Genomic DNA, 23,248 nt, shown 5'->3' with positions numbered 1-23,248 from the left:
TCAATCCCTCAGGCGCCGCGCGGCGATCGAGCGCAGCGCGCGGTAGAACAGAGCGGCGATGACGAGCGCAGCGAGCACGCCGCTCAGCACCAGCAGAAGCGGATGCGACGACAGCGCCCAGCGCATGTAATGCATCGGCGACAGATGACCGACGTAATACGCCTCGCCGTTCGACGTCACCGTCACCGTGCGCCCGTGGATCACGGCCATCGCGCCTTGAATGGACGGCAGCAGGTCGTTGTCGAGCAGGGCGGCGGAAAGATCGGCGTCCGACTGGCCCGCCGCGCTGATGAGCGCGACCGCGCTGCGCCCGCTCTTCAGCGGCGATTCGAAGCCGGTCAGGAGCGCATCGCCGTTCGAGCTGACGAGCGACAGATCCGCGCGCGCCGGCGAGCGTTCCGGGCCTTGCTCGCCGTGCCACCAGTCGACGACCTTGAACGCGACATCGGAGAGCTGGAAGGTGCGCGCGTCGCCGTCGCCGGAGAAGGGCATGTTCTTGGTCCAGCGCTGCAGGAGCGGCTGGCGGCCGGGCGAGCCGAGAATCAGCAGGTCCTTGTCGGCGAAGCGGTCGACATCGTTTGCGCTCGTCACGGTGACGCCCGTCACCGGATAGCCCGTCGATGCGCCCATGCGGCCCATCTCCAGCAGATACAGGCTGTAATCGGCCGAGTTCGGCTCGTTCGGCAGCACGACCGCCGTCTGCGAAAGATCGGCCATGCGCGTGAACGGGAAGCCGCCGTTGGCGAACGCGGCCAGATCGGGCAGCGCCATGTAGTGCGGGAAGCCGGACAGATCGATGGTCGAGTTCGGATCGATCGCGCCGACGACGTTATCGAGCACGCGTCCCGTGCATTCGCCGGTCTTCGGGATGTCGTAGTAGAAGTGCAGGCGCAGTTGCGCGCGCGGCGTGATGAGCAGCGGCGGCAGATAGATCTCGCGGCGCGCGGCGACGGTCTTGTCCGGCAGCACGCGGCTGAAGTAGTGGCCGAGATCGAAGGTCGAGGTGGCCACCGCCGGAATGCGCAGCGACTGCACGAAGCCGTTGTTCACGCTGATATTGAGCGACGAGCGATCCGGCGCCGGGCGCACGGTGTAGCGATAGCCGAGATCGACCGGCACGCCTTTGGTCTGCCACATGAAGAGATCGGGCGGCACGCGCAGATTGACGCGCACGGCGTCGGCGTCGTAGCCGTGGGCGGTCAGATCGCGCGCTTCCGCAAGCTCGCCGAAGCGCACGGGGCGGTCGGTCGGCAGCCAGTTCGGCGCGTCGTAGGGGCGGCGCGGCTGCAGGTCGTTGAACTGCGTGATGGTCGCGCTCGTGCCGCTCAGTGCGTTCTGGCCGACGCCGAGCGCCTTCGCGGCGGTTTTCAGTTCGGCGTCGTCGCGGCCGAGCACGAGCAGGATGCGGCCGCGCGCGTTGGCGTCGCGTTCGACGAGCGCGATCGTCGGGCCGGAGACGGGCGGAATGTCGACGCCCGCGACCTTCGCATCGCCGACCGCGAACACCACGGCATTGCCCGAGAGCGGCACGTTGTCGGTCTGCGCGGGGAAGACCGCGCCGCGATAGCCCGCGAGCGAGCCGAAATACGACGCGACCATGCCGGCCGCTTCGAGCGCGGGCAGGCTCGGCTTGCCCGCGAACACGAAGGGCAATTCGAGGCGGCGCACGTCGCGGCGGTCGAAGAACGGCTGCGGCAGCGCGGCGAGATCGGGCTTGCTCGCAATCGACGCATACGTGAGATCGAGCGAGCTCGCGTTGCTGACGGTCGCCCACAGCGTCGAGTTCGACGGGTCCTCGCACTGCTGCGTGTAATGGCCGATCAGCTGCACGTTCAGGTGATTGAACTCAGTGATGAAGCGCGGATCGATCGCGACATCGCGCGCGACGAGCACGCCGGCCTGATCGCGCGGCACGGGCAGCGTCGCGGCCACTTCGCCGTTGATCAGCACCTTCAGTTGCGAGATCGACGGCAGCAGCGACGGCGAATAGCTGTAGATCAGATGCAGGATCGCGCCCGTCACGACTTCGTCGCCGCGCACGGAGAACGCGATGCCGTTCTGGCCATCGGTGCCGCGCAATTGCAGCGGATCGAGCGCGCCGTAGTCGGCGAAGCTGAGCGTCTGGCGGCGGCCGCCCGGCACCAGCGTGCCGGGATCGGCGGTGGTGGGCGTGCGCGAGGCGAGGGGTTTGTCGGACTTGCCGGAGAACGCGGGCACGGGCATCGCGAGCGCGGGCTGGCCGATCGTGGCCGGGTTGTAGACGACGGCCGGGCTCGGCGCGGGCACGGCGCCGACGCCGGTGGCCTGCTGCGCGCCCGCCGCGGCGCTGTCCGATGCGGCGGCCGCCGCAGCCGATGCGACCGGCGCCGCGAGCGCGGTCTGCAACGCCATGAAGACGGCCAGCGCACGCACAAAAGGCCTTTCGCAAAAACGCGGCGCGCGCGCGCCCGTCTCGTTTTCAACGCGCAACTTCGACATACCCATGCCCATTATTGGTCTTTGGTTTTCAGCTTCTTCACATCCACCGGGCGCTTGTTCATCCAGGTACGAAGGTCGCTGTACAAATGCTCGAACAGTCCCGCGATGCCGCGCGTGCCCACCAGCAGCACGTGCGACAGCCCGCGCAGCGGCGTATCGGGGCGGCGTCCCTCGGACCAGCCGGTCCAGGCGTCCGCGCGCGCGAAAGTGGTCTTCACGAAGTCGTATTCCTGCTCGCGCGTGAGCTGCGAAAAGCGCAGGCCGACGCGGCCGGGTTCCGTATAACCGACAGTCGCGGGGAACGCATACTCTTCGTCGCCGCGAAAGAGCGAGACGGTGACGCGCTCGTGCATCGGCACTTCGATTTTGGCGGGCAGTGCGACGCCCACGCCGCCTTCCGAATAGTCGATGGTCTCGCACGCGAGCGTGCGGCCGGTCGAGAATTTGAGCATCACGGGCATTTTCATCGTCACGCGATGCGTGGCGCGCACCTGCTTGCGCTCGCTCGCCGCCGCCACCGATGCACCGAGGATCAGCATGTTGTAGACCGTCCAGCAGAGGTTGAGGATGGTCGTGTTCACCTCGCTCCTGATGTGCCAGTACATGACGATATGCACGATGCCCGCGACGAAGCCGAGCAGATTCAGCAGCAACAGGAATAGATACGGGCGCGAGATATACCAGTCGAAGTAATCCTTCGCGATCTGGCCGCCCTTGGCCGTCACGTTGAACTTGCCGAGCTTGGGGTTGATGACCGCGAGCAGCGTCGGCGCGGTGATGTACGACGCCAGCACCGACTCGTACACTTCGGCCCAGAACGAATGGCGGAAGCTGCGCTGCATGCGCGAGTTGGTGATGCTCGCGTGCATCATGTGCGGCAGCGCGAAGACCGCGATGCTGCTCGCCGCGGCTTCGATCACATGCGCGCCGAAGAAGAGATACGACAAGGGTGCGGTAAGGAACACGAGACGCGGCACGCCATAGAAGAAGTGCAGCATGCCGTTGAGATAGCACAACCGCTGACCGATTTTGAGGCCCTTGCCGGTGAGCGGATTGTCGATGCGGAAGATCTGCGTCATGCCGCGCGCCCAGCGGATGCGCTGCCCGATGTGGCCTGACAGACTTTCCGTCGCGAGCCCCGCGGCCTGCGGAATCGCGAGATACGCGGTCGTATAGCCGAGCCGATGCAGCTTGAGCGCGGTGTGTGCATCCTCCGTCACGGTCTCGACCGCGATGCCGCCGATCTCCTCGACCATCGAACGCCGCAGCACGGCGCACGAGCCGCAGAAGAAGGTCGCGTTCCAGAGATCGTTGCCGTCCTGCACGAGGCCGTAGAACAGCTCGCCTTCGTTCGGCACCTTGCGGAACGTGCCGAGATTGCGCTCGAACGGATCGGGTGAGAAGAAGTGATGCGGCGTCTGCAGCATCGACAGCAGCTTGTCGCGCAGGAACCAGCCGAGGCAGATCTGCAGGAAGGAGCGCGTCGGGATATGGTCGCAGTCGAAGATCGCGAGGAATTCGCCCTTGGTGATCTTCAGCGCCTCGTTGATGTTGCCCGCCTTCGCGTGACGGTTGTGCGTGCGGATCGTCCAGTTGACGCCCACTTCCTCGCAGAACGTCTTGAACTCGGGACGGCGGCCGTCGTCGAGCACGTGGATGGCGAGTTTGTCGGCCGGATAGTCGAGCGCGAGCGCCGCGTAGATCGTCGGCTTCACGACCGAAAGCGGCTCGTTGTACGTCGGGATGAAGACGTCGACGGTCGGCCACTGGCTGCGGTCGGCGGGCAGCGGCAGCGGCTTGCGCTTGAGCGGCCACGCGGTCTGGAAGTAGCCGAGCAGGAGAACCAGCGCCGCGTAGACCTCGGCGGCGACGAGCAACAGGCCCCAGGCGGCGTCGAGCGGACGCTCCCAGTAGGTCGTCTCCGTCAGGCGCCAGAACATGTAGCGGCCCGATGCGGCCACCGACAGCATGATCATCACGAGCGTCGCGTACTGGCCTTGCAGACGCCGGAAGCCGAGCGCGCAGGCGAAGCAGATCGTCGCGAATGCGAGTTGCTGACCGAACGCGAGCGGCACCGTGACGACGAAATAGAGCGCGAACGCGGCGAACACCGTCAGCAGGATCACGACGATCCGGCTGCTCCAGATGCCGGCATCGACGAAACGTTCGAGACGCGAAGTCGCGACGCTGACCTCCGTTTCCGGCGATGGGATCTTCGCGGAACTCATGCGAGTTTCCTCGATGAGGCGGCCATCGCGTCGATCGCCGACAGGAGCCAGGCGCCGCATGCGCGCAGATCGGCGGCGGCTTGCGAAAGCGGATCGTAATGGATCAGGGTCGTGTCGCATGCGAGCGATTCGGAGACGCCTTCATCCTGATGGATCACGCCCGGAAACAGCTTCGTGCCGAGCATGTTGCGCAGCACCTTCAGCACGTCCTTGCTCAGCTGGCGCGACTGATCGACCTGGTTCACGACATAGCCCTGGCCCGCGAAATCCGGGCGTGGCGCGGCGTAGGCATCGACCATGCGCTCCATGCCGGGGATCGCCGCATAGGACGCGGCATCGGCGAGCACGACGTTGAGCGCGAAGTTCGCCGCCGTGAGCGCGGTGCGCGTGTAGACCGACGAGCCCGGCGGCGTGTCGACGATCACGATATCGTTTGCGTCGAGCGCAAGAGAATCGAGCGAGTGCGCGAGCCACTCGGGATCGCTGTCGACGAGCGCCTCGAAGCGGCGGCGGTCATCTTCGGTCACGGCGCCGTAGGGCAGCACCGTCACGCCGTCGACGCCGTCGAACATCACGGTCTGCCACGGATCGCGGCTGAGCGTCGCGCGCGAGATGCCGTCGATGCTGTCGAGCGGAATGCCGAAGTGCAACCGCAGCGCGTTCTGCGGATCGAGATCGAGCACGATCACGCGGCGGTTGCGCGCGGCGAGCACCGAGGCGAGATTGGCGGCGAGCGTCGTCTTGCCGACACCGCCCTTCGCGGAAACTACCGTGATGACTTTCATGAGCGTGAGAGGCGGCTCGCGCGCGCGGCGTGGCCCGCGCCTGCGTGCATGTTCGTGGGGTCGTCGGCGTGCGGGCTGGCGCGGCGCAGCCGCTCGAATATTGCGTCGAGCGAACTCGCGGGCGCGCTCGCCGTGGTCTGGGCGAGCGGCTTGAAGAGCTTGCCGAGAATCGATTGCGCCGCAGCGGGCGCGGGTTCGGGCGCGCGCGGCGCTTCGGCGGCGGGCGTGACCGGTGAAACCTGCGTTGTCACGCGGCGCGCGGCGAAGTTCGATCCGAAAGTGGCTGCCGGGCGCGAGGGATTCGCCCCGTCATTCCTGACGAGACTGGACGCGACCGGCGCTTGAACAGGCGGCACGCTCGGCGCGCAAGCGGCAGCCGAATCCGGACTCGTTCCGATTTGGTTCGACGCCGATTCGCCGAGCACCGAAAAGCGCAGCGCGCTCAGCGATTCCGTCGCGGGCGGATTGACCGGCGGAATCGTGCGGCGATGGGGGCGTGTGAAGAGCGGCTGCTTGCCGCGATGAATGGGCGTCGGCTTTTCGGGCGGCTCGCCCGATGGTTCGTGCGAGCGTGCCCGCGGTGCGCCCGGCTGCGCATCGCGCGGCGGCGCGATCTCCGGAATCGACGGCTGCGCGAAGTCGAGCGTGGCGAGCAAGGGCCAGCGGGTGCGAGCCGTCATAGCCTCGTTCTCCCGTCCGATTTCCTGATAGTTGCCTGCATTGCCGCCGAAATGATCGAACAGCTTCTCGATGTCGCGCGAAGTATTCATGGTGCCGCTTCCTCGTCGTGCTTTTTGGTGCCTGGCCGGTGCCGCATGTTTTGAGCCACCCGTCGGGGCGGTCGATGCCGCCGCATCGTGGCGGCGGTCGGATTGCGCTGGACGCTTCAGGCCGCGACGCGCGCGAGCCTGAACTCGATGGCCGCGTCGTCGCCGAACTCGCTGGCCTGCCGGATCGCGAGTCCTTGCGCGCCGAGCGCGGCGAGCCACTGCTGATAAGCCCCTTCGAGAAACGCGGGCGTCCACGCGAGCGCGCGCTCGCCGAAGGCGGGCAGGGGTGCGCAGTAATGCACGATGCTCAGATAGTCGCGTTCGTCGGACAGTTCGACGAAGCCCCAGTCGGTGTCGCGCCACAAGGTGTTGAGCGCGTCGGCGAGCGCCGCCGTCGAGTCGCAGGGCGGCAGGGGACGGGCATCGGCAAAACGGCTGCCCACGCGCTGCATCAGCTGACGCAGTTCGTTGCGTCCGATCTGCGTTTCGAATTCTTCGGCCAGCGCGGCCAGGAGCCCGCGCCATTGCCGGGAAATCTGACTGTCCAACAGGTAATCGAAAATAGCGGCCATGTTCTCGTTCGGCAGGGCGCGAGCCGCAGCACGTGGTTGATCGGTCTTGTCTATGTGCTCGCCGGATTTCCACTAACCCTCGAGCACTGATCCGGACATTTGTCCAGGCGCTATTACACGTCTGAACTTACTTCAATGTGGTTTTTTTCGCCAGTAGAAACACTAGCAGCGGACTGATTTGTCGAATCGGCGGAAAAGGCCGCGGCAGAAGGCTCAATTTGCCCATTTAGCGCCCATGAGCATGGACGAAATATCGACATGCGCGAGGCTCGTCGCGGCGACACAGCACGGAGCCGGCGCAACGGAGGCGGCAGTGTACCATCTCGTTAATGAGCGGATCGGCGTCTTTGGCTCAGATTCGCACCGATTGACATTTGTCGGAATCGCTTAACGGGAAAGCTTGCTAAACGCCTGATTTGTCTGACTTAACGACACCACGGAGCCACGTGTCCACTACAGTCGGCAGCCTGCGCGGCCCAAAAAAAAGCGCCCCGAGTGGGGCGCTTTGCATGAGCTGTTGAACGCTTACGGGTTCGCGCGTACCGCGTCCCTGACTGCGTCCATCACGATGCCGTAATTGAGCGGGATGTCCAGCGAATCGGAGTAGCCGGGTTGATCGGCTGATTCCTTTGGGACTGCGCGAACCGGAATCGGTTCGTAGGCGGTTTCGCCTGCCGGATTGTCGCGTCCTTCGATGGCACCCTGCAATTGCGGATTCTTCACGATTAACTCCTTCCGGTAATGGAGCGGCGAGGAACTGCAATATAAACCAATGTCATGACATTTTGGCGACTTCGATTTGAAAACTCGCTCCGAAACTGCTGCGCGCGGCGCGCCGGTAATCGCCGCTGTCGCGCATCTCGAAAGAGTGCGGGGCCTCTAGTCTAATAGGGAGCGGTGCTGTCGAATGCGCAGTTTCATTATGACCACGGCGTGTCGGTATGGCGGGCCATGCCGTAAATCGGCCCGGAAATTGCATCGCCCTATGCTTGCCAGTATGCTTTTAATCATGAAGGCGCGGTAATCGGTTCTCGAATTCCGTCCCGCGCGGAAATAAACTCTATCGAAAACGCCGGCTGTGCCAAGGTTTATTTCCCTTTATCATGAACCGTCCGGTTGGACGACGCCGTCTTGAACGCCGCTAGAAAAAGGAGAAGCTGGCAATGAGCAATATCGCGATCATCGGTGCGACGGGTAATGTCGGCAGCCGTCTGCTGGAGGAAGCGTTGCGGCGCGGTCACACGGTCACGGCGATTGCTCGCGACGCATCTGGAATTCCGGCGCGAGACCGCGTGACGCCGCAAAGCGTCGATGCGCTCGATGCCGACGCCCTTGCGACCGCCATTGCCGGTCACGACGCCGTGTTCAGCGCCACGCGCTTCGTCAGCGTGTCGGAACAGGCCATCGTCGGTCCTGTGAGGTGCGCCGGCGTGCGGCGCCTGCTGGTGGTGGGCGGCGCGGGCAGCCTGTATGCCGCGCCGGGTCAGCGCGTGCTCGATCTGCCGGACTTCCCCGTTGCGTACAAGCCGGAAGCGACGGCAGGCGCGGACTTTCTGGATGCGCTGCGCCGTGAGCGCGATATCGACTGGACCTTCGTTTCGCCGTCGGCGGAATTTGTGGCCGGACCGCGCACGCAGAAATTCCGGATCGGTGTGGACGAACTCCTCGTCGACAGCGGCGGCCGCAGCTGGATTTCCTTCGACGATTTCGCGATCGCCTTCCTCGACGAGTTCGAGCGCGACGCTCATATCAGACAGCGGATCACAGTCGGTTATTGATTGCGCACGGCGGCAGCGTCCGGGATCGGCCAGCGAGGCCGGTTCTGCCGCCGTTTTCTTCTAGCGCGCGTCAGCCGTGCATATCGACTTCCATCTCTTCGCTGTTGCGAGGCATTGCGGCAGCGAGAATCATGGCGGAGGCGTTCTGCGGCTTCGGATCGCGTTGCGACGGCCGATACACCTGATCGCCGCGATGAATCGGCATCCCCGAGAGCGAACAAACGCCCTCCGCCGTCGCCGTGGTCGCGCGCCAGCCCTGATAGCCGTAGTGGCACGTTCCGGGGTCGGACCAGTAGACGAGCGCGGTCGCGCTGCTCGGGCGCTCGATCACGCGCACGATCGCCTGCGGGAACGGCGAGCGATCGTCCGAATGATGCGGATGCGTGCGATTCCAGTCGCGCGTCAGGCGCTCGAGAAACGCGCTCTCGGCGCGGGCGGATTTTTGGGATGGTGCGGTGCGAGCGATGTCCGTGGGCATCGCTTCGAGCAGGTGAACCGTCTGTGACCACGGGTCCGCTCTTTTCGAAACAGCTGTCATGGCATTGTTCCAGGCTTTGACTGGACCTAGAACGTACGCCATTAAGCATATTCCGATAAATACTGCATCAGTGAATACACTATCCCGCTGATACGAATAATCGGGGCGGAAGAGGCCGCAGGCCTTTGGCGGTGGGCCGGGAGCGGAACGCGCGGCCCGGTTTGTTTCTTTGCTGGCGGGGCTTCCGGGCGACCCGAAGGCCTTTTGGCGGACCGATACGCGAGGCCAGTTCCGGCCACGAATTGCAGCGTGCCGCAGTTCAATTCGCGCCATGTGGGTCCGCTAGGCGCCGCTCGGCCGAAGGCGACTGCGGGCCTTGGCGGGAGGCTTTGAGGGAACGGGGGAGGTTTATTTCTTTACTGGCGGGATGCTGAGCGATCCGAAAGACCCCCGGCGGACGATATGCGAACCCATGCCGGCGACGATTGCTGCGTGCGCATTCAATCGCGCCACGTGAATCCGATAAGCACGGCCCGGAGGAGGTGGCCGCGGGCCTTCTCGGCGGGCCGGGAGGCGAAGGCGTGGCCCGTTTTGATGCTTTGCTGGACGGGCTTCCAGGCGATCCGAAAGGTTCCCGGCGGACCAATATGCGATGTCGATTCCGGCGACGTTTGCAGCGTCCGCATTCAGTCACGCCATGCGAGTCCGATAAGAAGAACGGTCTGGCCAGAAGCGGCCGCGACTCTTGCGCGGTTGGCCGGATGGAGAACGCGCGGCCCGGTTTATTCCTTTGCTGGCGGGGCTTCCAGGCGATCCGAAAGGTTCCCGGCGGACCGATACGCGACGCCAATTCAGGCGACGATGGCAGCGTCCGCCGTTCGATCGCGCGATGTGAGTCTCATAAGAATGCCCCGTCCGCGAGTCAGTGGCCCGCGAAAGCCTCGGATCGACTGCACCCGTGACCCTTCGCAAAAGCACATGGCCCAACCAGGCGGCCCACCGCGCGGGCGTTCCCGCCAGTCCGCCCTATCTGCAGCGGTCCGGCGCCCGCCTCATCCCGCGACCGCACGCTTCGCCGCCCGTCCCCGCAGCCACTCCAGCGCCAGCAGCAGACTCGTCGAGAACACGATGAGAATCGTGGCGAGCGCCGCAATGGTCGGGCTGATGTTCTCTCGAATACCGGTGAACATCTGGCGCGGCAGCGTCGTTTGCTCGGCGCCGGCGAGGAAGAGCGTGACCACGACTTCATCGAACGAGGTCGCGAACGCGAACAGCGCGCCCGAGATCACGCCCGGCGCAATAACGGGCAAGGTCACGCGGAAAAACGTCGTCAGCGGGCTCGCGCCGAGCGATTGGCTCGCGCGCACGAGATTGTGGTTGAAGTTCTGCAGCGTCGCGCCGACCGTCGTCACGACGAAGGGCACGCCCAGCGCCGCGTGCGCGAGAATCAGCCCGAAATACGTATTGGCGATGCCGAGCGGCGCGAAGAACAGATACATGCCGACGCCGACGACAATCACCGGCACGATCATCGGCGAAATGAGCACGGCCATCAGCACGCTCTTGCCGATGAAGTTCGCCTTCGTCAGCCCGACCGCCGCGAGCGTGCCGAGGATCGTCGCGACGAGCGTTGCGGAAGGTGCAACGATGAAGCTGTTCTTCGCCGCCATGCGCCATTCCTGCGACATGACGAGGTTGTGATACCAGCGCATCGACCAGCCTGGAATCGGGTAGACGAGAAAGGTGCTCGATGAAAACGACAGCGGCACGATCGCGAGCACCGGCAGGATCAGATACAGCAGGATCAGCACGCACAGGATGCGCAACGTGAAATACCAGGCGCGCTCGATGGCTGACGTATGCGGCGCGAACATCGGTTTGGCGAGTTTCATCTTTGTTTACCCCAGGCTCACGTTCGAGCGCGTGAAGCGTCCGTAGATCACATACAGCACGAGGGTCGCGGCCAGCAGCAGCGCACCGAGCGCGCAGGCCATGCCCCAGTTGATCGTCACGTTGGTGAAGTAGGCGATGTAATAGCTGACCATCTGGTCGTTCGGCCCGCCGAGCAGCGCCGGCGTGATGTAGTAGCCGATCGCGAGAATGAACACGAGCAGCACGCCCGCGCCGATGCCCGGATAGGTCTGCGGCACATACACGCGCCAGAATGCGGCGAACGGATGGCTGCCCAGCGATACCGCCGCGCGCTGGTAAGTGGGCGGCACGGATTTCATCACGCTGTAGAGCGGCAGGATCATGAACGGCAGCAGGATGTGCGTCATCGATATATAAACGCCCACGCGGTTGAAAAGCAGCGCGAGCGGCGAGCCGATCAACCCGCTGCCGATCAGCGCCTTGTTCACGAGGCCCTCGCTCTGCAACAGCACGATCCACGCGGCGACGCGCACGAGCACCGAGGTCCAGAACGGAATCAGCACGAGCACCATGACGAGGTTCGCGCGGCGCGCGGGCAGCGTCGAGATCCAGTAGGCGAGCGGGTAGCCGAGCAGCAGCGCGAACAGCGTCACGCCGAAGCCGATCACGAACGTGCGGCCGAAGACGTTGAGGTAGATCGACTGATCCGGATCGGCGTGGACGATATCGCCGAAGCCGTTCTGCTTGTGATCGAGCGATGCGAGGATGTAGAAGGGCGAATATCGGCCCGCGTTCTTCGCGATCGCTTGCCAGTAGGCGGGATCGTTCCAGCGTTCGTCGATGTCGAGAATCTTCGACTTGATCTGCGCGGCGGGCAGGGCCTTGCCGTCGTCGCCGGTCAGCGGCATCGCGCGCGCCGTCTTTGCGACGAGCGAGCGGTAGCCTGGAATTTCGGTGTTCAGGCGCCGGGCGAGCGCGCCCATCGATTCGCCGTCCGAGATCGCGGTGAGATCCTGTGCGAGTGCGGCATACGCTTCGTCCGATGGCGGCGTCTTGCGGTCCCATTTCGCGAGCGCGGCGCCGGTATGCGGCAGCGCGTTCGCGACTTCGGGATTTTCGATCGCGCGCGTGAGCAGCGCGCCGATCGGCACCACGAAAATCAGGAACAGGAAAATGGCGAGCGGCGCGATGAGCATAAGCGCCATGGCGCGCTTCTTCGCATCGGCGATCTTCAGTTCGCGCTTGAGACGCGCGCTCGATTCGCGCGAGTCGTCCGCGGGGATCGTCATGGTGTTCACGTTGGTGTCTCCTTCCCGGCCGCGCCCTACGCGAGCGCGGCCGTCATGCCGGCTGAAATCCGCTTATTTCGATGCCCACGCGGTGAAGCGCTGCTCGAGCTCGTCGCCGTGGTCGGTCCAGAACGCCATGTCCTGAAGCACCGCGTTCTTCGCGTTCTCCGGCGAATTCGGCATATCGGACTTGGTCTTCGCGTCGAGCGCGGAGATCGCGGCCTTGTTCACCGGACCGTACGCGATGTGCTGCGCATAGACTTCCTGCGGCTTCTGCGACACCGAATACGCGATGAACTGTTGCGCCACGTCCTTGTTCGGCGAACCCTTCGGAATGGCCCAGTAGTCGAGGTCGTAGATGCTGCCGTTCCACACGACCTTGAGGTTCTTGCCTTCCTTGCGCGCCGCGTCGATGCGGCCGTTGTAGGCGGTGGACATCACGACATCGCCCGCGACGAGGAACTGCGGCGGTTGTGCGCCTGCTTCCCACCACTGGATGTTCGGCTTCAGTTCGTCGAGCTTCTTGAACGCGCGGTCAGCGCCGGCCTTCGTGCCGAGCACCTTGTAGACGTCCTTCGGCGCGACGCCATCGGCCATCAGCGCGAATTCGAGGTTGTAGCGCGCGCCCTTGCGCATGCCGCGCTTGCCGGGGAATTTCTTCGTGTCCCAGAAGTCCGCCCAGCTTGCCGGGCCGGTCTTGAGCTTGTCGGCGTTATAGGCGAGTGCCGTCGACCATACGAAGAAGCCGACACCGCACGTCGCCGGCGATTCGGGCACGAGGTCCGATTTCTTCGCGATCTTCGACCAGTCGAGTTTCTCGTAAAGGCCTTCGTCGCAGCCGCGGCCGAGATCGCCCGATTCGACCTCCACGACGTCCCAGTTGACGTGCTTCGCTTCCACCATCGCCTTGACCTTGGCCTGTTCGCCGTTGTACTCGACGGCCGTGACCTTGTTCTTGGTCGACTGCTCGAACGGCTGGTTGAACGCGACCTTCTGCGCGTCGCCGTTCGCGCCGCCGAAGTTGACGACGGTGATCTCCGCCGCGTTCGCCAGATGAGCGGCGGACGCGAACAGGAGCGCGGCGGCAGCCGCCGTTGAGCACGATGCGAACTTCTTCATGATGGTTTCCTCTGTCGGTTTGGTTTTATCAGTGAAACGACGGGTGGGAAGCGAAGCGCTTGCTTCGGATTCAGGCGAACACGCGCAAATGCTCGGGTGCGAATTCGAGTGCGATGGGCGCGCCGGGCGCGAAGCCGTCGAGCGCCGCGGTGCCGAGCGGCACCTTGACGAAGCACTCGTCCTGCTCGCGCACGCCGCAGCGCATGCGTACGTGATCGCCGAAATAGATGAGGCTCTTCGCCTCGCCGGACAGCGCGTTGACGTTGCCATTGGCGTGTCCGTTGCCTTGCGTGAGCTTCATGCGCTCGGGCCGGATACACGCGATGGCGGACGCTCCCGGTTTCGCGTTCGCGACATTGAGGCCGGACAGGCGCGTGCCGTCCGCGAGACGGATCTCGCAGTAATCGCCTTGCGCCTGTTCGATGGTGCCGCGCAGCCGGTTGCTGTCACCGATGAAGTTCGCCACGAACTCGTTGCACGGCGCTTCATAGAGATGATCGACGGTGTCGAGCTGCTGCACGATGCCCTTGTCGAACACGGCGACGCGGTCGGACATCGTGAGGGCTTCGCCCTGATCGTGCGTGACGTAGACGAAGGTGACGCCGAGCTTTTCATGCAGCGCCTTCAGCTCGATCTGCATGTGCTCGCGCAACTGCTTGTCGAGCGCGCCGAGCGGCTCGTCCATCAGCACGAGCTTGGGCTCGAACACGAGCGCGCGGGCAAGCGCGATGCGCTGCTGCTGACCGCCGGACAACTGCGCCGGATAACGCTTGGCGAAGCTCTCCATGCGCACCATCTTGAGCGCGTTGTTCACGCGATGCGCGCGTTCCTCCGCGGACATCTTGCGCACCGTCAGCGGATACTCGACGTTCTGCTGCACCGACAGATGCGGGAAGAGCGCGTAGTTCTGAAACACCATGCCGATGTCGCGCTTGTGCGGCGGCACCTTGTTGAGCAGCTTGCCGTCGAGCCAGATCTCGCCGCCTGTCGGGAACTCGAAGCCCGCGAGCATCATGAGGCAGGTCGTCTTGCCAGAGCCGGACGGCCCGAGCAGCGTGAGAAATTCGCCCTGATAGATATCGAGATCGAGCGATTTGACGACGAGCGTTTCGCCGTCATAGGTCTTTCGCACGCCGCGAAAGCTGACGATCACCTGATCGGTTTTCATCTTCCGTGTCTCCTTCGGAAAACCCTGATACTGCCGAACGTCCCGCGGACGCCCGGAAATTTTTTCCACTGCTTGGGATAACTATAGCTCGGGACGGTTCTAAAATGGGGAGCCATTTCAATATTCAGAATAGAACCACTTCGGCGTTCTGAAGGGATGGTTCCGACCGCGGAGAACCGATGGACACGATCATCCTTGCCGACTGGCTGAGCGCGCGGCTCGACCGCGCGGCCGCCGAGCCGATGTACCGGCAGGTGCTGGAACTGATGCAGCAGGCGGTCCTCACGAGCCAGCTCGCGCCGGGCACGAAGCTGCCGAGTTCGCGCACGCTCGCGCTCGATCTCGGCATTGCCCGCAATACCGTGCTGCATGTCTACGAGCAGCTCACGGCCGAAGGCTATGTGACGTCGACGACGGGCAGCGGCACCTATGTCGCCGACACCGCGCCGCGCGATGGCGCCCTCAGGCAGCCGCCCGAAGCAACGAAGGCGCCGTGCACGATATCGCGCCGCGGCGAGCGGCTGATCGCGCAGGCGGGCGTATCGCCGAAGCAGTGGGGCGCGTTCATGCCGGGCGTGCCGGATGTCGCGGAGTTTCCGGCGCGCACATGGAGCCGCCTGCAGGCGCGCCTCTGGAAGCGCGCGAGTCCCGAGCTGCTCACGTATGCGCCCGGCGGCGGCTATCGGCCGTTGCGCCGCGCGTTGTCGGACTATTTGCGCGTCGCGCGCTCGGTGAAGTGCCAGCCGGACCAGATCATCATCACGACGGGCATTCATCAGTCGATCGATCTCGCCGTGCGGCTGCTGACCGATTTCGGCGACCGCGCGTGGGTCGAGGAGCCGTGCTATTGGGGCGTGCGCAGCGTGCTGCAATCGTCGGGTCTGACGCTCGTGCCGGTTCCCGTCGACGTCGAAGGCCTGAACCCGACCGCCCGCGACATGGCCGAGCCCCCGCGCATCGCGCTCGTGACGCCGTCGCATCAATACCCGCTCGGCATGGTGATGAGCCTCGCGCGACGTCGCGCGCTGCTGGAGTTCGCGCGTCAGCACAAGGTGTGGATCATCGAGGACGACTACGACAGCGAGTTCCGCTATGGCAGCCGGCCGCTGTCATCGCTGCAGGGACTGGACGATGCGGGGCAGGTGATCTATGTCGGCAGTCTCGGCAAGATGCTGTATCCGGGACTGCGGATGGGCTATATGGTGGTGCCGGAGAATCTCGTCGATTCGTTTCGTACCGGCGTGGCCGAGCTCTATCGCGAGGGCCAGCTGATGCAGCAGGCCGTGCTCACCGAGTTCATCCTGGACGGCCATCTCACCTCGCATGTGCGCCGCATGCGCGGCCTGTACGGCGAACGGCGCGAGTTACTGATCAACGCGATCCGGTCGCGCTTCGGCGATGCCTTGCCCGTGCGCGGCGATGAAGCCGGCCTGCACTTCGTGCTCGAACTGCCGGATACGGCAGACGACCGCGCTGTCGCCGCCGCCGCGCTCGGCGCCGGAGTCGTGACCCGGCCGCTCGGCCATTACTACATGAACCGGCTCGCGGCGAAAAAGGGCTTGATGCTGGGTTATGCGTGCGTGCCGAACGATCAGATCGCCACGAACTTCGACAGGCTGGCGGAGGTGGTCGAAGGGATGATGGCGTCGATCGTGGTGAGTTAATAGCTTTTAGGCAGCAATTAAGGCGCGGGTTTAGCTCAAAGCGTTACTCCATTCATAAACCTTATGGCTTCTGAATTAGATCGGCAATTAGCGTGCGGGACCGCCACGGTGCATATCGAATTTATTCGATGAGAAAAAGCAATCAACGCACAAAAGGGGGTGCTTTTTCGCAGAGGGTGCGCATTGTTTTATTCAATCTTCCATGCATCCCTAATTTTTTAGGATTAATCGCGCTAGTGATTAGTACGGCAAAAATATAAGATTCATTTGCCCAAACGCAACGGGTATCTTCTCCAGCTAACGGAGACGATCGACTGCGACTTTCCGATGACTGTATCGGTACGTCGCAGCGATTTTCTGTGTGTTCACATTCAGGTGTGGGCATGTTTTTTTAAAACTAGTTATTAGTGAGGTTCAAAATGCAAAAGATTGAGCGTAGCGCATTGGTTCAAGCTCAAATCGCCGGTGGTGCGGCTAAGGACGTGATTTCGTCCACGGCGACGAACAACACGACCCTGGACGTCAACGTCTCGAAGTCTGAATAAAGGTAAGTCATGCAGAAAATCGAGCGCACCGCGTTGATGAACTCCGGACTGGCTGGCGGTTGCGCGAAGAACTCGCGCGCTAATGCGAGCAATACGGTCTACATCATCATTCAGGCAAAGTAACAGCCGCTCGAGGTGCGAGCATTGCGTCAAATCAAGGCGCGATGCTTCGCGATGCAACGGCCGTAATGTTTCTTTAAATTTTCGAAAAGGAATTAAATCATGCAAAAGATCGATCGCAACGTTCTGGTTCAAGCTCAAATCGCTGGCGGCACGGCAAAGTCGTCGGTCAATTCGTCGGCAACGAACACGACGGATCTGACGATTAGCATCACCGGCTAAAGCAGAATAGCGGTTAGGAATTAATTCCTGACCGCTCTCGTGTTAGCGTTTTTAATCTGGAATGTGTGGCATGCAAAAACTCGATCGCAATATGCTGGTTCAATTGCAACTGGCGGGTGGTGGTAATAAGTCGACTACGACTACGACTGCGACCAACACAACGAACATTAATCTTACGATTACAGCGGAATCTGTAGTGATAGGGTAATGCGGATCTCTCAAAAGAGAGATCTGGGCGCGCCTGTGTGGGTGCGCCTGAAAATTCTGTTACCTAAACGGAGTCCGCGATATTCACTTGCGCCGATGGCTAAAAGCACTCTACCTCTTTCATTGCGGTGCTGTTCATTGAGCAATTGGGTTTTTTTCGAATTCAGTCTATCCGTAAATGTCTGCCATTGTTCGATCGATCAGGAAGTGGGTTGCGCGACAAAACTTCCGTGCGCGCCGTTCCTTGATTGGCCGCATTCCGGTGAAAAATATCGAGCGTCTCGCCAACGTCGGATGGTTGATGCGTAGCTGGTGCGACGTGCGTTGGCGTGCGACCGGAGTCAGTCGCGCTGAGCTTGGTCGCGATCTTTTGGGATTACCCGCCGAGATCGCGCAGCGCGCTCGCGCTGGCATATTGCTCGAAAAGCTGATCGACCAGCGCATCTACTTTGGTCGCGCGATTCGAAACGGCGAATCACTGCCGGATCTCGATGCCGTGGCGCAAACACTCGCAGACGAAGTGCGGCGGCTAAAAAGCATCGCGCCTGGCAAGCCCATATTCGTTTCCCCGTTTCACTACGTTTCGCAGTACGCGAACATCTACGTCGTCGAAAAAATGGGCGCTTTGCTCGGGATCGATTCGCTCGCCGTGGTATCGGGAGTTCCGCAAAACCAGTATGGCGATGATCACGCATTGATTCCCGGCATCAAGGTTCTCTATACCTACAACGATCCGAATCGCGGCGGCTTGGGCGTGCGCGTCGCCCGTGCGCTCAAACGTCACGGCGTGGCCGTGCTGTTCTCGGACGTGCCGCCGTACACGATGCATCGTTATCCGATGGAAACGGTCGGTGTATCCATGTTCGGGCGCAACGCGAGAATCCATAACGGTGTGTTCCGCATGGGCGCCACGTTCGACGCGCTGCTGCTGCCGTTTTATCTCCGATTCGAGCAGGGGCGGTTCAAGGTCCGTCTGTTCGACCCTATCCGGCTTGCCGACGAGGGCGCGCCGCAGCGCCTTGCGGGCGATATCGAAGCCGCGCTCTCCGAAAACTACCCTCAGTGGCTCACTTCGGGCCACCCGGCGATGTATTCGTTTGCCGCCGCGAAATAGCGCTTTCGCCCAACAATCCGCGCGTTGACCGGACCGTCTGCCACGAGCGGCAGACAGCTTGCACGCGACACATATATTGCCAACCGACATCCATCATCGAGCGCTATGCAAGCAACGAGCCTCCCCGAATTCAAGGACGTGCCTTGGCGCTGGATCGCCTATGCCACGTCGACATTTGTCGTCGGTGCAATCGCCTTCGGGTTCATGCATCAGGTCGAACTCAAGCAGGATGTGCCAAGCGAAATCGTCTCGCCCGCCGAAATCAAAATTCGCGGCCTCGCGGGGCTCGTGTCCGCCATTTATGCGAAGCCTGCCGAGCGCGTGGCATTGGGCGCGCCGCTCTTCCGGCTGCAGCGCGACCTTTCGTTGTCGGCCAACGGTCAGCGCCGGCAAGTCTTCGACGAACAGGCGCGGGACGAACAGATTCGCGCCGCCGACGACCAGTACGAGCAGCGGCGTGCCCAGTTGAACGCGCAGCTCGAGGCCTCGCGTGTGACGGAAGCAAGCCGGCGCGCGGAACTGGCCGCGCTCGACGAGCAGATCGCGCAAGGCCGTCAACTCGTCAATGAATCCGAGCGCAAGGTGACGCGTCTGAATTCCGTTTCCGAATATGTGACGGCCGATCGAATCGAGCAGGCCCAGGCGGATGTCCATCAGGGCAAGGTCGCGGTCGCGCAGACGAGAGCACGCCGCCAGCAGCTGGCGGGCGACGTCGACGCGACGCGCAGCGCGCGCGCGGACCTCGACGCGCAGGTGCGCGAACTCGAAGCGCGGCACGACAGAGAGGTTCAGGACATTCGCTCGCGCTACGAGCGCGAGCGTCAGGACGCGACCGTGTCGGCGCCGGGTGCGGGCGTCGTCACCTTTTCGAGCCTGGTGGCCGGCCGCACGCTCACCGAGGGTGACGTTGCGCTCGTCATCGCGACGAACGACCACGGTCCGCTGCGCGCCGCTCTGCGCATTCCTTCCCGGCGGCGCGGCTTCGTCAAGGAGGGCCAGATTGTCCGGCTCAAGTTCGATGCCTTCCCGTACACGAAATTCGGTACCTACGAAGCGAGGATCGATTCCATCTCCGGCACGACCATCGGCATGGGCGAGCAGGACGGCGCGAAAAGCGGCGATGGCGAATACATGGCATGGGCCACGCTGAAAAGTAAAACGTTCGACTTCGACGGGCAGCACCTCGCCATCCTGCCGGGCATGAAGGCGACCGCGAGCATCGTGGTCGAGCGCAGAACCATCGCCGAATGGGTGCTTGCACCTTTGTTCCGAATGCTAAGAGGTTGACAGTGCGAGTCATTTACCAGAACGAAGTGGCGGAGTGCGGGTACGCCTGCCTCGCGATGGTGCTATCCCATCACGGACGAGCCACCGAAGTGCGCGAACTATCCGCGTACAAGCCGATTTCCGCCAACGGTCTCACGTTGATGGATCTCTACGACGTTGCGATCGATTTCGGGCTGTCCGTTCAGGCGTACCGCTTCGATCCTTCGGATCTTTCACCGATCAAGAAAGGTTCTGTCCTCCACTTCGGCGGCGCGCATTTCGTCGTCTTCGAAAAGTACGGCCGGGGCTTCGTCCAGGTGATCGACCCGGCGAGCGGCCGGCGGCGCGTATCGATGGACCTGTTCATCAGCACCGTCTCCGGTTTCCTGCTCGAGTTCGCGCCGACGCCGGAGATGCCCCGCATCTCCGCGAAATCGCGCGTGCCCGCCGCGGTGAAGCGCGTGCGCGCGCTCAATCCCCAACTGAACGCGCAGATCGCCAAAGTGCTGTTCGTGGCGCTGGGCAGCCAGTTCGCGATTCTCGCGTCTCCTTACTTCGGCAGCCTGGTGCTGGACTATGTCGTCGCGGCGGATAACCGCAATCTCCTGAACGTGCTGGTCGTGACTTTCGCCAGCATCTTCGTGATCGGCGCGCTGAGCCAGTATGTACAGGCCTATCTCACCGAGCTGGTGAACGGCATGGCGCAGGTCAACGCTACCGAGGGGCTCGTCGGCCACCTGCTGCGCAACCCGATGTCGTGGTTCGAGAAGCGCCACGTCGGCGACGTCTTCGCGAAGGTGAAGGCGCAGGACGAGATCAATAACTTCGCGACGCGCACGACCGTCTCCCTCTTCATCGATCTGATAGTGGGCGCGCTCGCCCTGGGGCTCATGATCATTCAGAGCCCGAAGCTCACGATCATCGCCGTGCTCGTGTTCGCGCTGTACTTCGCGTTCGCATTCAGCATGTATCCGTCGATGCGCGACACGCACGCGCTCGTTCTGGAAACCTCCGCGCGCTGCGACGACTCCATGATCGAAACGATCCGGGCGGCTTCACTGCTCAAGCTCGCGCAGGGCGAAACACGCCGTACCGCGATCTACATGACGATCTACAAGACGTATGTCGCAGCCCGGCTCTCGAGCAGCCGGCTGGCCTCGACGCGCGATTCGATCCTCAAGCTGCTTCAGTATGCGGATACCATCCTCATCACGTGGATGGCCGCGCGCCTGATGCTGGGCGGAAAGATCTCCGTCGGTGTGTTCTATTCGTTCCTGATCTACAAGGCGCTGTTGTCGGAACGCTTCTCGCGCGCGATCAACGCGGCCTTCGAGTATTTCATGCTGACCGTGCCGACCGCGCGCGTGGACGATATCGTGGAGGCGAAAAACGAACGCTACACGCCGTTGAAGGATAGCCAGCGCGCCACCGAGATTCGCGCTTTCGACAGGCTGGACGTGCGCGATGTCACGTTCAGTTACGGCGTGTCCGATGAACCCGTGCTGCGCGACGCGAGCTTCAGCGTGCGCAAGGGCGACAAGATCGCCATCGTCGGGCCATCGGGCAGCGGCAAGTCCACGCTGTTCAAATTGCTCTCGGCGGCGGAAACGCTGCAGCACGGTCAGATCGCGCTGAACGGCATCGCGTGGCCGAACCTGACCGTCGACGAGATCCGCCGTCATCAGGCGCATATGCGCCAGGGCGACATCATCCTGCATGGCTCCATCGCGGATAACGTGACGCTCTTCGCCGGCAATCCGGACGAGGATCGCATGCACGCTCTGCTTGAAAAGGTCGGCCTGATCGACGACATCATGCGCCTGCCCATGCGAACCCGCACGATCATCAGCGACACCATCGCCAATATCTCCGCGGGGCAGCGGCAGCGTCTGTTGCTGGCGCGCGCGCTGTATCAGGATCGTGAGTTGTTGCTGCTCGACGAACCCACGTCCAACCTCGACCCGGTTTCCGTGCGCCGGATCGCCAGCTTGCTGCGCGAACTGGATCGAACCGTGGTCGTCATCACACACGACATGTCCCTTGCATCCACGTTCGATGTGCGCTTTCGCTTCACCGATGGCGCGCTCGTGCGGGACAACGGCGTCAATACCGAGGCTGGCGAGGAAGTCGTCGCATGAGAAAGAACAATGTTGCGGGCTGGATTCTCGCTGGCACGCTGGCGTGCGTTGCGCCGGCACGCGCGGACGACTTGCGTTCCATCGTCGACATGACGCTCGGCCACGATGCCGAACTCGCGCAGGCACGCGCCGACTACGAGGCAGCGAAGCAGGCCCTTCCGATCGCGCGCGCAGCGTTGCTCCCGCAGATAGGAGGAGGCTGGGGGCGAACGTATAACCGCATCGAAGTGGAGAGCTTTCCGAGGCAGACCTACTGGCAGAGCGGCTGGATGGTCAGCGTGTCGCAGGCGCTGTTCGACTGGAGCAAATGGACGGCGTACAAACAATCGGACTATGTCGCGGCGAAGGGCGTGGTCGATCTTGCCGGTGCACAGCAGAGCGCGATGCTTCGCGCCGTGAAGGCCTACTTCGAGGAGCTCGCAGCCGAGGACGAACTGAAGCGCACGATCGAATATGGTGCTGCCATCCAGGCGCAATCGGAGGAGATTCGTCGCAAGCGCGCGGCCGGTGAGGCGACGCTGATCGACGTGCGCGACGGTGAGGTGGCTCGCGAGCAGGCGCACCTTCAGCAGTTGGACGCGCAACAGGAGCTGTCCATCAAGCGTCGCGCTGTCGAGCTGGTGAGCGGTCAACCGTTCACTTCGCTCGCCGCGCTGCCGCGCGATCTTCCATTGCCGAAGCTTTCTCCGGAGAGCGCGGAAGTCTGGGTCGACGAAGCAAAGGCGCGCGGCTACGACGTGCAGTCCAAGCAGATCGACTGGGAAATTGCCAAGTACGACACCAAGAAAGCGCGCGCCGCTGGCTATCCGGTTGTCAATCTCACGGGGTCATACACGCCGGCCGGCGCGGCTGCAGGCTATGCCATGCCCACCACGACGACCACGGGCATGCTGTCGGTGAGCATTCCGTTGCTGACGGGCGGCGAAATTCAAGGGCGTGTCAGACAATCCCTTGCGCTGGAGGACAAGGCGGAACAGGGAGTCCTGCTGGCATCGCGACAGGCGGAGAACTCGGCGCGCGACAATTACGCGCGCTATATCCAGGCGCGCGAGAGGACCACAACGCTCGCGCGCCTCGTCGGATCGACGCGCGAGGCGCTCGACGCGACGAAGATCGGCTATCGAACGGGCAGCCGCACGAGCGTCGATGTCTTGCGTGCCATCGACACCTTCTACGTCACGCAACGCGATCTGATGCGAGCGCGCTACCAGGCCGTCGTGACCTTGCTCAACCTGAAGGCCGACGTCGCAACGTTGAGTACCGAGGACATCTCGCAGATCAGTTCGATGCTGTGTTGCTCGGTGAAGACGCAATCCGGCGAGCGCACGCCTTCTGCGAACGACGGCGCAACTAATGCCCCGAAGCCAGCCGAGCTGACGTTCGAACTGCAACCGTCTGTTCCGTTGATCGAAAACGCAACGGTCAGGTAGCGCCT

The 23,248-nt window shown here is 63.1% G+C and carries 17 protein-coding genes; 6 read left to right on the top strand and 11 right to left on the bottom strand.

What is annotated here, in order from left to right; all coding sequences use genetic code 11:
- From bcsB to AWB78_RS08975, 6 genes are all read right to left on the bottom strand, one after another.
- The gene (gene bcsB, locus AWB78_RS09000) at positions 1-2,490 is read right to left on the bottom strand and encodes a cellulose biosynthesis cyclic di-GMP-binding regulatory protein BcsB (protein WP_096031761.1); all 2,490 of its coding nucleotides are present in this window, start codon (positions 2,488-2,490) and stop codon (positions 1-3) included.
- Complete coding sequence (gene bcsA, locus AWB78_RS08995; protein WP_062604205.1) at positions 2,490-4,706, bottom strand: UDP-forming cellulose synthase catalytic subunit; 2,217 nt, start codon at positions 4,704-4,706, stop codon at positions 2,490-2,492. The genes bcsB and bcsA overlap by 1 nt, the downstream gene beginning before the upstream one ends.
- Positions 4,703-5,491 (bottom strand): cellulose biosynthesis protein BcsQ, encoded by a 789-nt coding sequence (bcsQ, locus tag AWB78_RS08990; RefSeq protein WP_062604204.1) that lies wholly within the window; start codon positions 5,489-5,491, stop codon positions 4,703-4,705. The genes bcsA and bcsQ overlap by 4 nt, the downstream gene beginning before the upstream one ends.
- Positions 5,488-6,261, bottom strand: a complete 774-nt coding sequence (gene bcsP, locus AWB78_RS08985; protein WP_062604203.1) for a cellulose biosynthesis protein BcsP — start codon at positions 6,259-6,261, stop codon at positions 5,488-5,490. Before bcsP ends, bcsQ begins: the two co-directional genes overlap by 4 nt.
- Positions 6,262-6,377: 116 nt before the next feature.
- Complete coding sequence (bcsD, locus tag AWB78_RS08980; protein ID WP_062604202.1) at positions 6,378-6,833, bottom strand: cellulose biosynthesis protein BcsD; 456 nt, start codon at positions 6,831-6,833, stop codon at positions 6,378-6,380.
- A 525-nt stretch (positions 6,834-7,358) separates the two neighbouring features.
- On the bottom strand, positions 7,359-7,556 hold the full coding sequence (locus tag AWB78_RS08975) for a hypothetical protein (RefSeq protein WP_062604201.1): 198 nt from the start codon (positions 7,554-7,556) through the stop codon (positions 7,359-7,361).
- 440 nt (positions 7,557-7,996) lie between these two features.
- Here AWB78_RS08975 and AWB78_RS08970 point away from each other — a divergent pair, with 440 nt between their 5' ends.
- Positions 7,997-8,611 carry an NAD(P)-dependent oxidoreductase gene (locus AWB78_RS08970; RefSeq protein ID WP_062604200.1) on the top strand — a complete coding sequence of 205 codons (615 nt, stop codon included), beginning with the start codon at positions 7,997-7,999 and terminating at the stop codon, positions 8,609-8,611.
- 70 nt (positions 8,612-8,681) lie between these two features.
- On the opposite strand, the gene AWB78_RS08965 is transcribed toward AWB78_RS08970, so the two are convergent.
- From AWB78_RS08965 to AWB78_RS08940, 5 genes are all read right to left on the bottom strand, one after another.
- Positions 8,682-9,149 (bottom strand): DUF3331 domain-containing protein, encoded by a 468-nt coding sequence (locus AWB78_RS08965; protein ID WP_232477649.1) that lies wholly within the window; start codon positions 9,147-9,149, stop codon positions 8,682-8,684.
- A 992-nt stretch (positions 9,150-10,141) separates the two neighbouring features.
- On the bottom strand, positions 10,142-10,981 hold the full coding sequence (locus tag AWB78_RS08955) for an ABC transporter permease (RefSeq protein ID WP_062604197.1): 840 nt from the start codon (positions 10,979-10,981) through the stop codon (positions 10,142-10,144).
- A gap of 6 nt (positions 10,982-10,987) precedes the next feature.
- Positions 10,988-12,259: an ABC transporter permease gene (locus AWB78_RS08950; protein ID WP_062604196.1), complete on the bottom strand. Its 1,272-nt coding sequence runs from the start codon at positions 12,257-12,259 to the stop codon at positions 10,988-10,990.
- 63 nt (positions 12,260-12,322) lie between these two features.
- Complete coding sequence (locus AWB78_RS08945; protein ID WP_062604195.1) at positions 12,323-13,369, bottom strand: ABC transporter substrate-binding protein; 1,047 nt, start codon at positions 13,367-13,369, stop codon at positions 12,323-12,325.
- Positions 13,370-13,439: 70 nt separating this feature from the next.
- The gene (locus AWB78_RS08940) at positions 13,440-14,537 is read right to left on the bottom strand and encodes an ABC transporter ATP-binding protein (RefSeq protein WP_062604194.1); all 1,098 of its coding nucleotides are present in this window, start codon (positions 14,535-14,537) and stop codon (positions 13,440-13,442) included.
- Between the two features lie 179 nt (positions 14,538-14,716).
- On the opposite strand from AWB78_RS08940, the gene pdxR reads away from it, so the two are divergent.
- The 5 genes from pdxR (at position 14,717) to AWB78_RS08915 (ending at position 23,243) form a co-directional block, all read left to right on the top strand.
- Positions 14,717-16,201 carry a MocR-like pyridoxine biosynthesis transcription factor PdxR gene (gene pdxR, locus AWB78_RS08935; protein WP_062604193.1) on the top strand — a complete coding sequence of 495 codons (1,485 nt, stop codon included), beginning with the start codon at positions 14,717-14,719 and terminating at the stop codon, positions 16,199-16,201.
- A 1,272-nt stretch (positions 16,202-17,473) separates the two neighbouring features.
- Positions 17,474-18,409: a lysophospholipid acyltransferase family protein gene (locus AWB78_RS08930; protein WP_062604192.1), complete on the top strand. Its 936-nt coding sequence runs from the start codon at positions 17,474-17,476 to the stop codon at positions 18,407-18,409.
- 105 nt (positions 18,410-18,514) lie between these two features.
- Complete coding sequence (locus tag AWB78_RS08925) at positions 18,515-19,696, top strand: HlyD family secretion protein (protein WP_062604191.1); 1,182 nt, start codon at positions 18,515-18,517, stop codon at positions 19,694-19,696.
- 2 nt (positions 19,697-19,698) lie between these two features.
- Entirely contained in the window at positions 19,699-21,813 is a 2,115-nt protein-coding gene (locus AWB78_RS08920; protein WP_062604190.1) for a peptidase domain-containing ABC transporter, read from the top strand.
- Complete coding sequence (locus AWB78_RS08915; protein ID WP_063958956.1) at positions 21,810-23,243, top strand: TolC family protein; 1,434 nt, start codon at positions 21,810-21,812, stop codon at positions 23,241-23,243. Before AWB78_RS08920 ends, AWB78_RS08915 begins: the two co-directional genes overlap by 4 nt.
- Positions 23,244-23,248: the final 5 nt, after the last annotated feature.

Source organism: Caballeronia calidae (assembly GCF_900044055.2).
Lineage (GTDB): Bacteria > Pseudomonadota > Gammaproteobacteria > Burkholderiales > Burkholderiaceae > Caballeronia > Caballeronia calidae.
This window is presented reverse-complemented; position numbering and strand designations above follow the sequence as displayed.